This is a genomic window from Streptomyces sp. NPDC058289 (assembly GCF_042880975.1).
Classification (GTDB): domain Bacteria; phylum Actinomycetota; class Actinomycetes; order Streptomycetales; family Streptomycetaceae; genus Streptomyces; species Streptomyces stoeckheimensis.
Genome location: NZ_JBHVYI010000001.1, coordinates 85,756 through 99,946, shown reverse-complemented (window position 1 = coordinate 99,946; position 14,191 = coordinate 85,756). Strand labels below are relative to the sequence as shown.

Sequence of the window (14,191 nt, the reverse complement as noted above, 5' to 3'; positions counted from 1 at the left end):
GCGGGGGTTCCTGCCAAGGATGCGTCATTTGCTCATAGAAGCCCGAATGGCCGGGCCGAGACCCTGTTCGAGGGTCACGGCCCGGCCATCCGGATCAGCGGAAGATCCGCGCGAGATCAGCAGAAACCGGTCAGAGCAGCCCGTCCCACATCTGCTCCAGCAGCACCGACCACCAGTTCTCCGGCGACGCGAGCGCCGCACTGTCCAGGCCCACCAGATTCGCCTGGAAATCGACGGTCCAGCGGCCCGCCTGCTCCGGCGTCAGATGCTGGCGCAGCCGCCACATGTGACCCAGCATCGCCAGGGACCGTACGAACTGCGGCAGCGAGGAGTTCACGAACTGCGGGGGCACGGGCGCCCCGCCCGGACCGCTCTCCACCGGCACCGCCACGATGTGCGCGGTCCCGTACTGCACGCACAGCGCCTTGCCGAAGTCGCTGCCCACCACCAGGTACGAGCCCGCGTCCGAGGCCGGCTGCACCTGCCGCTGCGCCGCCAGTTCGGCCAGCGTCGGCAGCGGGGCACCCGGTACGGCCTGGGCCCAGAAGAACGGCCCGAAATCGACCGGCAGTCCGGACCACATCAGCGTCTGCGCAACGATCTCCGGCACACCCTGCCGGGACACGGCGCGCTGCTCGAAGCGGAACACCCCTTGCGGCCCGAACGCCCCCGCCAGCTCCTGCGCGATCGCGTCCAGCGGGATCGCCGGCTGCAACGGCACCTGCGGCAGCGGCGCGCGCACCGGCGCGGGGCGCGCCGGTCCGTCCGCCACCTGGTGCAGTTCGCCCTGGTGGGTCAGCAGGTGCCGCATGCCCTGCTGCCGGCCCGCGTGGTCCGTGCCGTACGGGGCCACGCTGGTGATCCGGACCTGCGGCCAGGTCTCCCGGATCATGCGCGCGCAGTAGCCGCCGGGCAGCTCGCACGAGGCCAGCTCGGTGTGCAGCTCCAGCACCTGCTGCGGAGGCACGTTCATCGACCGCAGCTCGTACAGGATCTGCCACTCCGGGTGCGGGGTGCCGGGCGCGGAACGGCGGATGAGCTGCTGCTCGGAACCGTCGGGCGCGCGGTAGCGCAGCACGGCCTGGTAGCCGGGGCCGACCGTGGGGACCCCGGGAGCGGGGGCGGGTGCCTGCGGCGCGTGTACGGGTGACTGCGGCGCGGGGCCGGGCGGCGCGGGCGGCTGCCCGGCACCCGACTGCGGGACACCGGGCGGGCCGGGCGGGCCCGGCTGCTGCGGTCCGCCCGGACCGGCCAACATCGTGGCGGCGTAGGCGTCCCCGCGTCCGCCGGAGCCACCGGGCACCCCGGGCGGACCGGGAGGCGCGGGCTGCCCGGTCACGGCCGGACCCGCCAGCATCGTCGCGGCATGGTCCAGCCCGCCACCGGGCACGCCGGGAGGGCCGGGGGGACCGGGCGGCTGCCCGGCACCCGGAACCCCGGGAGGACCGGGCGGACCCGGCGGCCGCGGCCCACCGGGACCGGCCAACATCGTGGCGGCGTACGCGTCTCCGCGCCCGCCCGAAGACCCGGGAGCACCCGGCGGACCGGGAGGCGCCGGCGGCTGCCCGGTCACGGCCGGACCCGCCAGCATCGTCGCGGCATGGTCCAGCCCGCCACCGGGCACGCCGGGAGCCCCCGGAGCTCCGGGCGGGCCGGGCGGTCCGGGCTGCTGCGGCCCGCCGGGACCGGCCAGCATGGTGGCGGCGTACGAAGGCGACTCCGCACCGCCGCCCGGCGCACCGGGCGGACCCGGCGGAGTCACGGGCGCGGGGGCCCCGGGCCGGTTGACCCGGGCCTTGCTCGTCGGCGCGTCGGCGATGTCCCCGCCGGACACCGACCCGGAACCGGACACCGAACCGGAACCAGGCGCCGAACCGGAACCAGGACCGGACGCCGAACCCCGACCTGACGCCTGCCCCCGCCCCGACCCCGACTCCGGGTCCAGCGCGGGCACGACGGCGGTCTTCGGCAGTTCACTGCCCCTGGGCATCAGGGTCGTGCGCGCCTCCGGGCCCGGCCCCGACGAAGCCGGGGCGTCGTCCAGGTCCGACCCGGACAGCGGCGGCGCGAACACCGTCGCCGGCAGCGGTACGGACACGGAGTCCGCACCGGGGTTCACGTCGGTCCCGGCCCAGGGCGTGGCCCCGGTCGGGACCGCGGCGGGCACCCCGTCGTTGGCGGTCGGCTCGTAGGGGACCTCTCCCCCGCGCCGCAGCGGCACGGGCTCCGGTTCCGGCTCCGGCTCCGAAGAGCCCGCCCCGGAAGCGGCCGGTGCCGCCTGCCCGACGGGCGCCGAAGGGGCCAACGGGTTCGCCGGGGCCGCCGGGATCCCCGCCCGGTCCGCCGCCTCCTGGAGCCACTCCGGCGGACTCAGCATGAAGGAGGTCTGTTCCGAGTCGATGCGCGGCACCGGCACCGAAGCCTCGGCCTGCGCGGCCGACGCCCCGTACTCCTCCTCGTAGCGGCGGATCACCTCACCCACCGGCAGGCCGGGCCAGAGCGTCACCTCCCCGCTGTCCCGCGCGATGACGAGCCGCTGCCGGCCGCCCCCGGACACGGGGCCCGCGGGGCGGTCCTCCGCCCACACCACGAAACCGAGTCCGAACTCCCGTACGCGCACCTCGCGGTGCTGGTACGCGGGCACGTCCCCGTTGATCCATTCCTCGGCGCGCTCCTGCGCCTGCGCAAACGTCACCATCGCGCCGTCACCCCTCCACCGGTGCCGTTGCCGACCCGGCACCCGGAACCGAACGCTCCGCCGAACCCGCACTCGAACCCGCACCCGAGCCCTGACCCGTCACGGGAACCGAGCGCGCGAATCCGCCGTCCACCATCAGACCGGCCACCGTTTCCAGCTCCGGCGGATTGCCCGCCAGCCGTTCCAGGAAGGCGTCGAAATCCGTACCGCACGGCAGCAGCAACCGCTCCACGCGTTCCTGCACCGACCAGCCGTCCTGGTCGCGCGCATCGTCGTACGGAGAGAACCAGACCGAGCCGACGGCCTCGCCGCGCACCTTCACCGCGAGGAGCCCGCCCTGAGCGAAGGCCACGCACAGGTAGTCCTTCGTCAGGTGGTCCCGCAGGCACTTGTTGACGTAGACGAGGTCGTTGACCGCCGCCTCCTCGCGCACCGTGAAGAACGGCTGGTCCACCAGCAGTCCCAGCTCCACGTCGAGCCCCGTGCCCACCGGCGCGCAGCCGCCCGCCGCCTTCAGGAAGGAGCGGTACGCCTCCGGGAGCCGGTAGCCGAGGTCCTCCTCGACGCCTTGGACCTGCTGCTCGGACACCGAGACCACCGTCTTGGGCAGTCCCAGGTGCACCGGGCGCACCTCCTCCAACGGCCGCGTTCCGCGCTTGCCGTGGTCCACCGCCGTCGTCGTCAGACCGGCGTGGTGCCTCAGCAGGCACTTCACCTCGACGGGGACCAGCTCCATCCGGCGCGTGCCGGACGCGTGGTGCCAGGTCCAGCCGTGCGGGGTCGACACCGGTCCGACCGTGTCCCACAGCTCGTGGCCGGTCGCCCGCATGGCCGCGTTCGCGGACACGCAGTCGGTCAGGCGCAGCTCGTCCACGCCGAAGCCCTCCGGGGGCTCGGCGATCTCGACGGCCGCGCGCGCGTACGGCGCGAAGTCGGGATGTCCGTTCGCGTCGATGCGGACTCCGTGGGGATGGCGCGCGGCCCGGACGGGGTCCGGGAAATGCACGACCTGCCCCGAGTAAGCGGCGTTGGGTGGCGCGGCCTGATGCCCGAGCCGACCTGTCGTCATGGCGGTAGCCCCCTGCTGGATCTGGCTGGTTCACCACAGCCTATGTGCTCCGGCAAGGACGTCACCCGCACGTGTGCGGGGACCCCGCAGGACGGCCGGGAAGATCCGAATTGATACGAATATTCGACCCCGCTTCCACAGGCGAGGAGACATTTGACAGGCTGTCCCCACAGCACGGGGGCGTGCGCGACAGCGGTCAGCACCGCGGCCACGGGAGGGAAAGCGCACCATGCAGAACACGGCACTACGTACGGCATCGGCCGACGCCCACTCAGGAGGCGCGGGAGCTCAGGGCTCCGCAGGCCCCGCAGCCCCTGCGGGGCCCGGCGGCCCCGCGGCCGTCCCGGCGCAGACCGGCGCCGCGGCCGACCAGGGCTCCGGCGATCCCCGCCTGCGCTGGGGCGGCGGCGGGGACGGCCGCCCCGCCGTGCCCACGCTGCGCTTCCGCCGCGACGGGATCCTGCCCACCGTGGCCGCCGCCCTGTCCGTACGCGGCGAAACCCTCACCGGCACCGCCGGCAAGGCCGACCAGCCCCCCGTACTGCACGCCCTCGTACAGGATTTCCTCGACACCCTCACGAGCGGCCAGCGCGAACGTTTCACCGGCCGGTGTCCGGAGGCGATCCTGCTCTCCCGCCACCTCGCCACCGTGGAGGGCGCCCGCAGCAAGCGCGCCTCGCGCAAGCCCCTCACCCCCAGCGAGGCCCGCCGCTCGCTGAAGCACTCCAAGATCACTGCCCGCCGCATCCGCGAGGACGGCGACCCGCTCCACGGCAGCTACGCACCTCCCTGCCGCTCCTGCGAGGCCCTCCTCGCCCACTTCGGCGTACGCCCCGTCGACCTCTCCCACCCCGAGTAGCCGCCATGACCACCGCTTCCGCTTCGTACGCCCGCTCCTCGGCCACCCGCTTCCCGGTCGCCGTGGACTCCGCCCTGCGCACCGCCGGCTGGGAGCCGGGGCGCTGGGACATCAAGCAGGCCGAGTACTGGGCCGACACCCTGCGCGACCACACCACCCCCGCCGGGCACCGGCACACCGTCTTTCCGGCCGCCGTCGAGGCCTGGGCGGAGTTCGGGAACCTCACCGTCACCGCTCCGGGCCCCGGCCGCCAGATCGCGCCCACCGCGATACGCATGGACCCCCTCACGGGCCTCCACCTCGCCCGCACCTTCGCGGACCTCGGCCGCGCCCTCTCCACGCAGCTCTGCCCGCTCGGCGTCGAGGCCGACGGCACGTCCCACCTCGCCCTCGACCAGGAGGGCCGCGTCTACTGCGTGGACCACACCGGCGACTGGTACCTCGGTGCGAGCCTCGACGAGGCCCTCACCCTCCTCCTCACCGGCCTCCAGCCGACCCGCCTGACGACGGCCTAGGGCCGGCACGATCCGGAAGGGACGGCCTAGCCCTCCAGCCCGGGGAGCCGCTCCCCTTCCCCGGGGTAGCGGCCCTCCTCCAGCCGGAAGAGGTACGCCCGCAGATCGGCGGCGAGCCCGCCCTCCAGGTAGGCCCGGAACTCCCGCGCCCCCACGGCGGCGTCCCGGTCGGCGGGATGGACGCTGTCCCCGTACTCGGCCAGCGTGAGCGTCAGGTGCTCCTCGACCCGGCCCCGCCCGGCCCACCAGCGGCGCACCGTCTCCGGGGTCCACCAGCGGTCCCCGTCGTAGGCGTACTCCTGGAAGGGCTCCTCGTCCGCCGCGTTCACCACCTCGCGCACCTCGGCCGGGTTCCGCGGCTGCCGGAAGACGTACTCGAGGGTGCCCTCGGTGCTCGCCGCGTACATCACGTTGCGGGGCGCGTTCAGCCGCCCGGTCCAGCACGTGTCCGTCTCGCCCGTGTAGAAGGGCCCCGGCACGTTCAGCCAGAGCCTCTTCTCCCACCGCCCCTGAAACAGCTTCCGGTCCTCGTCCGTCAGCTCCGCCACCGGATCCCACCCCACCGTCATCCCCACTTCCGCTCGCTCGGCAGGACCGCCGAGACCTTGAAACCGCCTTCGTCCGTCGGGCCGGACACGAACACGCCGCCCAGGCCGAGCACCCGCTCGCGCATGCCGATCAGGCCGTTTCCGCCGCTGGGCAGCCCCGGCTCGGCCGCCTTGCCGTCGCAGGGGCCGTTCTCCACCTGCATGGCCACCTCCCCCTCCCGGTGCGCCAGCCGTACGACCACGCGTGCGCCCGCGGCGTGCTTGTGGCAGTTGGTCAGCGCCTCCTGCACCACGCGGTAGGCGGTCTGCTCCACCTCCGCCACGTACGCGGAGTACTCGCCCCGCACGTCGAGCTCCACGATCATCCCGGCCGTCCGCGACTGTCCGACCAGCACCTCCAGCTCGGCCAGCGTCGGCCCGTCGTCGAAGCTCCCCACCAGAGCCACCGGCGCCGTGACGGCCGCCGGCTTCGGCGCCTCCGCCCGCAGCACGCCGAGCATCTCGCGCAGCTCCATGAGCGCCTGCCGTCCCATGTCCCCGACCAGCGCCGCGTTCTTCGCCGCCTTCGCCGGGTCCTTGGCGGCGATCGCCTGGAGCGCCGCCGCGTGCACCACCATGAGCGACACCCGGTGCGCCACGACGTCGTGCATCTCCCGCGCGATCCGGGTCCGCTCCTCCGTACGGGCCCACTCCGCCCGTTCCTCCGCCCGGTCCGCGAGCAGCGACAGCTCCCGCTCCAGCGAGTCCGCCCGCTCCTGCAGGCTCTCCATCAGCCGTCTGCGGGCCGCCGTGTACAGCCCGAACAGCACCGGCGGCACGGTCAGCGCCACCGCCACGAACACGGACAGGGTGATGACGAGAGTGAGGGTGACCTCCGGGTCCGCCCGGGTCCGCAGGTACATCACCACGAAGGTCGCGGCCAGCGACATCGACGTCAGGGTCGCGGTGATCCGCCGGGGCACCTCGGAGGCGGCCAGCGTGTACAGCCCGACGACCCCGAGCAGGAAGCCCATGGCCGCGGGCGACACCGCGATGCCGACGAGCACCACGACGATCGGCCAGCGCTGCCTGAGGACGAGCACCGACCCGACCAGCAGCCCGAACAGCACCCCGGCGAAGACCGGGATCCCCGCCTCGTGCGCGAACCCGACTCCCTCCACCCCGCACTCGACGGCCGACACCGCGCCGAGCCCCAGGTCCAACACGGCCGACCTGCGCCGCTCCCACCACAGGGGCCCGTCCCGCCCGGCCCCCGCCTTTCCCTGCTCTTCCCCCGTACTGGTCATACGGTCCAGCCTACGCAGCGGCCCCGGTCCGGAGGCGACCGGAAATCCCGGTGAAGGGCTCGGATTTGTACCGTCGCATTCAGGGCGCCTGGTGCGGCATAGTAGGTCCCGTCGGCTCGACCACCAGGGCTTAATGTCCGGTTTAGCCGATTAATCCCCTGTGGTGTAATTGGCAGCACTGAGGCTTTTGGTGCCTTATGTTCGGGTTCGAGTCCTGACAGGGGAGCCCCACGGTCCGGGTCCTGGCTTTCGCAGTCGGGACCCACCCTCGTTTAGGGCCTTAAACCCACCGGTATCCTTCACGGGTCCACCACCCGAAGCCGAAGGACACACCCGTGAGCGCCAACCGCCCGGCAGCCGTCGTCGTACTCGCAGCGGGTGAAGGCACCCGCATGAAGTCGGCCACACCCAAGGTTCTGCACGAGATCAGCGGGCGCTCGCTCGTCGGTCACGTCGTCGCCGCCTCCCGCGAGCTGGACCCCACCCACCTCGTCGTCGTCGTGGGCCACGCCCGCGAGCAGGTCACCGCGCACCTCGCCGCGATCGACGCCGACGTCCGCACCGCGGTCCAGTACGAGCAGAACGGCACCGGGCACGCCGTCCGGATGGCCCTCGAAGAGCTCGGCGACCGGCCGGCCGGCACCGTGGTCGTCGTCTGCGGCGACACCCCGCTGCTGACCGGCGAGACCCTGGCCGCGCTGACGGCCACGCACGAGGCCGACGGCAACGCCGTCACCGTGCTGACCGCCGAGGTCCCCGACTCCACCGGCTACGGCCGGATCATCCGCGGCACCGACGGGGCGGTCACCGCCATCGTCGAGCACAAGGACGCGACCGACGCCCAGCGCGCCATCCGTGAGATCAACTCCGGGGTCTTCGCCTTCGACGGCGCCCTCCTCGCGGACGCCCTCGGCAAGGTCCGCACCGACAACAGCCAGGGCGAGGAGTACCTCACCGACGTGCTCGGCATCCTGCGCGAGGCCGGCCACCGCGTCGGCGCGGCCGTGGGCGCGGACCCCCGGCAGATCCTCGGGATCAACAACCGGGTCCAGCTCGCCGAGGCCCGCGCCCTGCTGAACGCCCGTCTGCTGGAGCGCGCCATGCTCGCCGGCGTGACGATCGTCGACCCGGCGAGCACCCTCGTCGACGTGACGGTGACTTTCGGCCAGGACGCGATCGTGCACCCCGGCACCCAGCTGCTCGGCACCACGCACATCGCCGAACAGGCCGAGGTCGGCCCCAACACCCGCCTGAAGGACACGCACGTCGGTGCGGGCGCCCGGGTGGACAACACCGTGGCGGACACCGCCGTCGTCGGCGCCTCGGCGAGCGTCGGCCCCTTCGCGTACCTGCGTCCGGGCACGAACCTGGGCGCGAAGGCCAAGGCCGGCACGTACGTGGAGATGAAGAACGCCACGATCGGCGAGGGCACCAAGGTCCCGCACCTGTCCTACGTCGGCGACGCGACGATCGGCGAGTACACGAACATCGGCGCCGCCAGCGTGTTCGTGAACTACGACGGTGAGCACAAGCACCACACGACCGTCGGCTCACACTGCAAGACGGGCTCGGACAACATGTTTGTGGCTCCCGTCACGATCGGGGACGGCGCCTACACGGCCGCCGGCTCCGTGATCACGAAGGACGTGCCGCCCGGCGCCCTGGCCGTGGCCCGTGGCCAGCAGCGGAATATCGAGGGCTGGGTGGCCCGCAAGCGTCCGGGAAGTGCCGCCGCAACGGCGGCTCAGTCGGCGGTCCACGAGGACTCCGACGAACGCTGAGGTGAACTGACCGGAAACGGCTACGCCCGAGACGGCGTACCGTGATAGGTGAACGCAATTCGGCTGGCTCACCGTGTGCGGGACGGACGCACATGGGGGCGAGCAGCTTTCCCACGTCTGAGGAGACAGTGCTGTGACCGGGATCAAGACGACCGGCGAGAAGAAGCTGATGCTCTTCTCCGGCCGCGCCCACCCCGAGCTGGCCGAGGAGGTCGCGCACCAGCTCGGTGTCGGCCTCGTGCCGACCAAGGCTTTCGACTTCGCGAACGGCGAGATCTACGTCCGCTTCCAGGAGTCGGCGCGTGGCGCGGACTGCTTCCTGATCCAGAGCCACACGGCTCCGATCAACAAGTGGATCATGGAGCAGCTGATCATGATCGACGCGCTCAAGCGCGCGTCGGCACGCTCCATCACCGTGATCGTCCCGTCCTACGGGTACGCCCGCCAGGACAAGAAGCACAAGGGCCGCGAGCCGATCTCGGCCCGCCTGGTCGCCGACCTGCTGAAGACCGCGGGCGCCGACCGCATCCTCACGGTCGATCTGCACACCGACCAGATCCAGGGCTTCTTCGACGGCCCGGTCGACCACCTTTCGGCCCTGTCGGTCCTCGCGGACTACGTCGGTGCCAAGGTCGACCGCTCCAAGCTGACGATCGTCTCCCCGGACGCCGGCCGCGTACGCGTCGCCGACCGCTGGTGCGACCGCCTGGACGCCCCCCTGGCGATCGTGCACAAGCGCCGCGACAAGGACGTCGCCAACCAGGTGACCGTCCACGAGGTCGTCGGTGAGGTCAAGGGCCGCGTCTGCGTCCTGGTCGACGACATGATCGACACGGGTGGCACCATCTGCGCCGCCGCCGACGCGCTCTTCGCGCACGGCGCGGAGGACGTCATCGTGACGGCCACGCACGGCATCCTGTCCGGCCCGGCCGCCGACCGCCTGAAGAACTCCAAGGTCAGCGAGTTCGTGTTCACGAACACCCTGCCGGACCCGTCCGACCTGGAGCTCGACAAGATCACGGTGCTCTCCATCGCCCCGATGATCGCCCGCGCCGTGCGCGAGGTCTTCGAGGACGGCTCGGTCACCAGCCTGTTCGAAGAGCAGCAGTAAGCACGCCCGCTGTGCGTTAGATCATTTTTGGGTACGGCCTCCCCGCCGGGTACACTCCTTGAGTTGCTCGGCGAGGGAGGCCGTACCTGTTTCAGACGGGTATGGATGCTCCGTTATCGACGCGCTCTTCGTAGCAGGCCGTGTTCCGGCCGGGTGACTGTCGTCCATTTCCGTCACCCCACGAGGAGTGAGCATGTCCGAGATCAAGCTTTCCGCGAAGGTCCGCGAGAACTTCGGCAAGGGTTCCGCCCGTCAGGCCCGTCGTGACGCCCTGACCCCCGCGGTCATCTACGGCCACGGCACCGACCCGAAGCACGTCAACGTGGACGCCCACGCGCTCCAGCTGGCGCTGCGCACCCCGAACGTCCTGCTCTCCCTGGACATCGAGGGCGCCGGCACCGAGCTGGTCATCCCGAAGGCCGTTCAGAAGCACCCGCTGAAGCGTTCGATCTCCCACGTCGACTTCCTGATCGTCAAGAAGGGCGAGAAGGTCACCGTCGACGTCGCGATCGTCACCGAGGGCGAGCTGGCCCCGGGCGGCAACATGCTGGAGACCCTCCAGAACACCATCTCCGTCGAGGCCGAGGCCACGCACATCCCGACCGAGGTCACCGTCTCGATCGCGGGCCTCGAGGCCGGTGCCACCATCACCGCCAAGGACCTGGTCCTCCCGGCGGGCACCACCCTCGCCGTCGACGGCGACATCGCCGTCCTGCAGGTCATCGGTGCGGGCACCGAGGAGCCGGCCGCGGAGGCGGGCGCCGAGGCCTGAGCCTCGTCCCTCCCCCTCAGCACTTGCTGAACGACCGCCGTCCGGCTCCACTGGAGCGGGACGGCGGTCGTCTTCGTATAAGGAGCTTTTGATGTCGGACGACGCGGCGCCCTGGCTGATCGTGGGCCTCGGGAACCCGGGTGCGGAATACGCGGGCAACCGCCACAACATCGGTTTCATGGTCGCCGACCTGCTGGCGGAGCGGATGCGCGGCAAGTTCAAGGCGCACAAGGCCCGCGCCCAGGTGGTCGAGGGCCGGATGGGCCCGCCCGGACCGCTGAACCGGCGCGTGGTGCTGGCCAAGCCCATGTCGTTCATGAACCTCTCCGGCGGCCCGGTGACGGCGCTGCGGGACTTCTACAAGGTGCCGCTGGACCGGATCGTCGCGGTCCACGACGAGCTGGACATCGACTACCCGACGCTGCGGCTGAAGCTGGGCGGCGGGGACAACGGCCACAACGGGCTGAAGTCGATGACCAAGGCGATGGGCCCGGACTATCACCGGGTGCGCTGCGGCATCGGCCGGCCGCCGGGCCGGATGCAGGTCGCGGACTTCGTGCTGAAGGACTTCTCCTCCACGGAGCGCAAGGAGCTGGACTGGTTCGTCGACCGTTCGGCGGACGCCGTGGAGTGCCTGATCCAGGAGGGCCTGGAGCGCGCGCAGTCCACGTACAACAGCTAGCAGGTCCCGATGCACGAGGGGCCCGTGCACCATCGGTGCACGGGCCCCTCACGCATGTGTCGTCAGCCGGTGTTGCGCAGGCCTGCGGCAACGCCGTTGACGGTGAGGAGCAGGGCCCGGGACAGGATCGGGTCCGCCTCCTCGCCGCGCTCGGCGGCCGCCCGCTGGCGGGCCAGCAGGGAGACCTGGAGGTAGGAGATCGGGTCCAGGTAGGCGTCGCGGACCGAGAAGGTCTGCTGGAGGACCGGGTTGGAGTCGAGGAGCTTCTCGCCCCCGGTGATGCGCAGGACCTCGCGGACGGTGAGCTCGTGCTCGGCCTCGATGCGGGCGAAGACGTGCTTGAGCTCGTCGGGCACCAGGGTGTCGACGTAGTGGCGTGCGATCCGCAGGTCCGTCTTGGCCAGCGTCATCTCGACGTTGGACAGGAAGTTGCGGAAGAAGTGCCAGCGCTCGCCCATCTCGGCCAGCGCGTCGCCCTGGCCGGCCTCGCGCAGGGCCTTCAGGCCCGAGCCGACCCCGTACCAGCCCGGGACGATCTGGCGGGACTGGGTCCAGCCGAAGACCCACGGGATGGCGCGCAGGCCGTCGAGGCCGGCGCCGGAGTCGGGACGGCGCGAGGGGCGCGAGCCCAGGTGCAGGTCGGCGAGCTGGTCCACGGGGGTGGCGGCGAAGAAGTACGCCGGCAGGTCCGGGTCCTCGACGAGCTCGCGGTACGCGTCGTGCGCGGCGTCCGAGACGGTGTCCATGGCCGCGTCCCAGCGGGCCAGGTCCTCGTCGGACTGGCGCGGGGCGGTGTGCAGGGCGGAGGCCTGGAGGGTGGCCGCGACGGTCAGCTCCAGGTTCTCGCGGGCCAGGGAGGGGACGAGGTACTTGTCGGAGATGACCTCGCCCTGCTCGGTGACCTTGATCTCGCCCTCCAGGGTGCCCCAGGGCTGCGCGAGGATCGCGTCGTGCGAGGGGCCGCCGCCGCGACCGACGGTGCCGCCGCGGCCGTGGAAGAGGCGCAGGCGCACGCCGTAGCGGTGGGCCACGTCGCGCAGCCGGCGCTGGGCGCGGTGGATCTCCCACTGGGAGGTGGTGATGCCGCCGAACTTGGAGGAGTCGGAGTAGCCGAGCATGACCTCCTGGACGTCGCCGCGCAGCGAGACGAGGCGCCGGTAGGAGGGGTCCGCGAGCATCTCGTCGAGGATGACGTCGGCGGCCTTGAGCTCGTCGGTGGTCTCCAGGAGCGGCACGATGCCGATCTTGGCCCAGCCGCCGTGCAGGTCGATGAGACCGGCCTCGCGGGCGAGGACGGCCGCGGCGAAGACGTCGTCGGCGCCCTGGCACATCGAGATGATGTAGGACTCGATGACCTCGGGACCGAACTTCTCGAAGGCGTCCTTGATGGCGCCGAACACGCCGAGCGTCTTCTGGCCGGCCGCGTCGAGCGGGGCCGGGGTGGGCGCCAGCGGGCGCCGCGAGCGGAGCTCCTTGGCCAGGAGGCGGCCGCGGTAGTCGCGCGGCATGTCCGCGTAGCGCCAGGACTCCTCGCCGAGCCGGTCGAAGAGCTGGCCCAGCGCGTGGTGGTGGGCGTCCGCGTGCTCGCGCACGTCCATCGTGGCGAGCTGGAGGCCGAAGGCGGCCAGCGTGCGGATGGTGCGGTCCATGCGGCCGTCGGCGAAGAGCGCGCCGCGGTGCTCGCGCAGGGAGGTCTGGATGAGGGTGAGGTCGGTGAGCAGCTCGGCGGTGCCGAGGTAGTCGCGGCCTTCCTCGTGCGGGGTGCCCTTGGCGAGGCGCTCGCGGGTGTTGAGGAGCTTCTGCCGGATGCAGGTGGCCTTGAGGCGGTACGGCTCCTCGGCGTTCAGCCGCTTGTAGCGCGGGCTGATCTCGGGGAGGCGCTCCAGGTCGGCCTGGAGGGAGGTGAGGAGTTCCTCGGTGGCACCGGTGTAGCGGATGGAGTTCGACAGCAGTCCGCGCAGGAAGTCGATGAGTTCCAGGGCGTCGGTGATGCCGTGCTCGTGCTGGAGGATCAGCACGTCCCGGGTCACGTCGGGGGTGACGTTGGGGTTGCCGTCGCGGTCGCCGCCGATCCAGGTGCCGAAGGTGAGCGGGCGGGTGCCGGCCGGGATCTCGATGCCGACGCGCTGGAGCTCGGCGGCGAGGTCCTCGAGGACGTCGCCGACGGCGCCGGCGTGCAGCTCGTCGAGGTAGTAGATCGCGTTGCGGGCCTCGTCGGCGGGCTCGGGGCGGACCACGCGCAGCTCGTCGGTCTGCCAGACGAGGTCGATGTTCTCCGCGAGGCGCAGGTCGTGGCGGCGGCGCTCGCCGGCTCCCGCGACGGGCTCCTCCAAGAGGGCCGCGATGCGGCGCAGCTTGTTCAGGACGCTGCGGCGGGCCGCCTCGGTCGGGTGCGCGGTGAAGACGGGGCGGACGTTGAGGTTCTTGACCGTCTCGCGCAGGTGCTCGGGGTCCGCGTCCTTGAGCATGTCGGCCGTGCGGGCGAGCAGGCCTCCCTCGGCGGCGCGGTGGGCGCGCAGCTCCTTGCCGCGGTGCACCTGCTCGGTGACGTTGGCGAGGTGGAAGTACGTGGAGAAGGCGCGCACCAGCTTGGCGGCGGTCTCCAGGTCGGTGTCGCCGAGCAGCTCGGCGGCCGCGATGCCGTCGGTGCGGGTGAGGGCTCGGACGCGTTCGACCAGGTCGAGGAGGTCCTGGCCCTCCTGGCGTACGAGGGTCTCGCCGAGGAGGTCGCCGAGGCGGCGGATGTCCGCGCGCAGCTCGGCGTTGGCCGCGCCGGCGGGGGTCGTCGCCGGGGCGGTGGTCGAGTGGGCCTGGTCGGCACTGCTCACAGGTGCGGCTCCTTGCAGTGTTTCGAGCGCTACTGGGAGGTG

11 protein-coding genes and 1 tRNA gene are annotated in these 14,191 nt (G+C 72.2%); 7 read left to right on the top strand and 5 right to left on the bottom strand.

Translation table 11 applies throughout. The features are described from left to right. Positions 1 to 130: 130 nt before the first annotated feature. Complete coding sequence (locus ACFVX6_RS00455; RefSeq protein WP_389686411.1) at positions 131 to 2,698, bottom strand: SUKH-4 family immunity protein; 2,568 nt, start codon at positions 2,696 to 2,698, stop codon at positions 131 to 133. 7 nt (positions 2,699 to 2,705) lie between these two features. After that, a complete protein-coding gene (locus tag ACFVX6_RS00450; RefSeq protein WP_389686409.1) occupies positions 2,706 to 3,767 on the bottom strand; it encodes an SMI1/KNR4 family protein in 1,062 nt (353 codons plus the stop codon). 229 nt (positions 3,768 to 3,996) lie between these two features. On the opposite strand from ACFVX6_RS00450, the gene ACFVX6_RS00445 reads away from it, so the two are divergent. Beyond that, a complete protein-coding gene (locus ACFVX6_RS00445; RefSeq protein WP_389686407.1) occupies positions 3,997 to 4,626 on the top strand; it encodes a YwqJ-related putative deaminase in 630 nt (209 codons plus the stop codon). Positions 4,627 to 4,631: 5 nt separating this feature from the next. Further along, the gene (locus ACFVX6_RS00440) at positions 4,632 to 5,141 is read left to right on the top strand and encodes an SUKH-3 domain-containing protein (protein ID WP_389686405.1); all 510 of its coding nucleotides are present in this window, start codon (positions 4,632 to 4,634) and stop codon (positions 5,139 to 5,141) included. 26 nt (positions 5,142 to 5,167) lie between these two features. Here the strand turns inward: ACFVX6_RS00440 and ACFVX6_RS00435 are convergent, their stop codons facing one another. Beyond that, a complete protein-coding gene (locus tag ACFVX6_RS00435) occupies positions 5,168 to 5,710 on the bottom strand; it encodes a hypothetical protein (RefSeq protein WP_389686403.1) in 543 nt (180 codons plus the stop codon). Further along, positions 5,707 to 6,975: a sensor histidine kinase gene (locus ACFVX6_RS00430; RefSeq protein WP_389686401.1), complete on the bottom strand. Its 1,269-nt coding sequence runs from the start codon at positions 6,973 to 6,975 to the stop codon at positions 5,707 to 5,709. The genes ACFVX6_RS00435 and ACFVX6_RS00430 overlap by 4 nt, the downstream gene beginning before the upstream one ends. A 154-nt stretch (positions 6,976 to 7,129) precedes the next feature. Between ACFVX6_RS00430 and ACFVX6_RS00425 the strand changes: the two genes are divergently transcribed. The 5 genes from ACFVX6_RS00425 (at position 7,130) to pth (ending at position 11,321) form a co-directional block, all read left to right on the top strand. Further along, positions 7,130 to 7,201: transfer RNA gene (locus ACFVX6_RS00425), tRNA-Gln, on the top strand. 109 nt (positions 7,202 to 7,310) lie between these two features. Beyond that, entirely contained in the window at positions 7,311 to 8,756 is a 1,446-nt protein-coding gene (gene glmU / locus ACFVX6_RS00420; RefSeq protein ID WP_389686399.1) for a bifunctional UDP-N-acetylglucosamine diphosphorylase/glucosamine-1-phosphate N-acetyltransferase GlmU, read from the top strand. A gap of 133 nt (positions 8,757 to 8,889) precedes the next feature. Next, positions 8,890 to 9,867 carry a ribose-phosphate diphosphokinase gene (locus tag ACFVX6_RS00415; protein ID WP_112451977.1) on the top strand — a complete coding sequence of 326 codons (978 nt, stop codon included), beginning with the start codon at positions 8,890 to 8,892 and terminating at the stop codon, positions 9,865 to 9,867. Between the two features lie 193 nt (positions 9,868 to 10,060). Beyond that, positions 10,061 to 10,639 (top strand): 50S ribosomal protein L25/general stress protein Ctc, encoded by a 579-nt coding sequence (locus ACFVX6_RS00410; protein ID WP_389686396.1) that lies wholly within the window; start codon positions 10,061 to 10,063, stop codon positions 10,637 to 10,639. 91 nt (positions 10,640 to 10,730) lie between these two features. Further along, a complete protein-coding gene (gene pth, locus ACFVX6_RS00405; protein ID WP_250737445.1) occupies positions 10,731 to 11,321 on the top strand; it encodes an aminoacyl-tRNA hydrolase in 591 nt (196 codons plus the stop codon). 62 nt (positions 11,322 to 11,383) lie between these two features. On the opposite strand, the gene ppc is transcribed toward pth, so the two are convergent. After that, positions 11,384 to 14,149: a phosphoenolpyruvate carboxylase gene (gene ppc / locus ACFVX6_RS00400; protein ID WP_389686394.1), complete on the bottom strand. Its 2,766-nt coding sequence runs from the start codon at positions 14,147 to 14,149 to the stop codon at positions 11,384 to 11,386. Between the last annotated feature and the right edge of the window lie 42 nt (positions 14,150 to 14,191).

Coding starts and splice junctions, on each gene's coding strand:
- ACFVX6_RS00455 (WP_389686411.1), bottom strand. CDS start 2,698: ATGGTGACGTTTGCGCAGGCGCAGGAGCGCGCCGAGGAATGGATCAAC.
- ACFVX6_RS00450 (WP_389686409.1), bottom strand. CDS start 3,767: ATGACGACAGGTCGGCTCGGGCATCAGGCCGCGCCACCCAACGCCGCT.
- ACFVX6_RS00445 (WP_389686407.1), top strand. CDS start 3,997: ATGCAGAACACGGCACTACGTACGGCATCGGCCGACGCCCACTCAGGA.
- ACFVX6_RS00440 (WP_389686405.1), top strand. CDS start 4,632: ATGACCACCGCTTCCGCTTCGTACGCCCGCTCCTCGGCCACCCGCTTC.
- ACFVX6_RS00435 (WP_389686403.1), bottom strand. CDS start 5,710: ATGACGGTGGGGTGGGATCCGGTGGCGGAGCTGACGGACGAGGACCGG.
- ACFVX6_RS00430 (WP_389686401.1), bottom strand. CDS start 6,975: ATGACCAGTACGGGGGAAGAGCAGGGAAAGGCGGGGGCCGGGCGGGAC.
- ACFVX6_RS00410 (WP_389686396.1), top strand. CDS start 10,061: ATGTCCGAGATCAAGCTTTCCGCGAAGGTCCGCGAGAACTTCGGCAAG.
- pth (WP_250737445.1), top strand. CDS start 10,731: ATGTCGGACGACGCGGCGCCCTGGCTGATCGTGGGCCTCGGGAACCCG.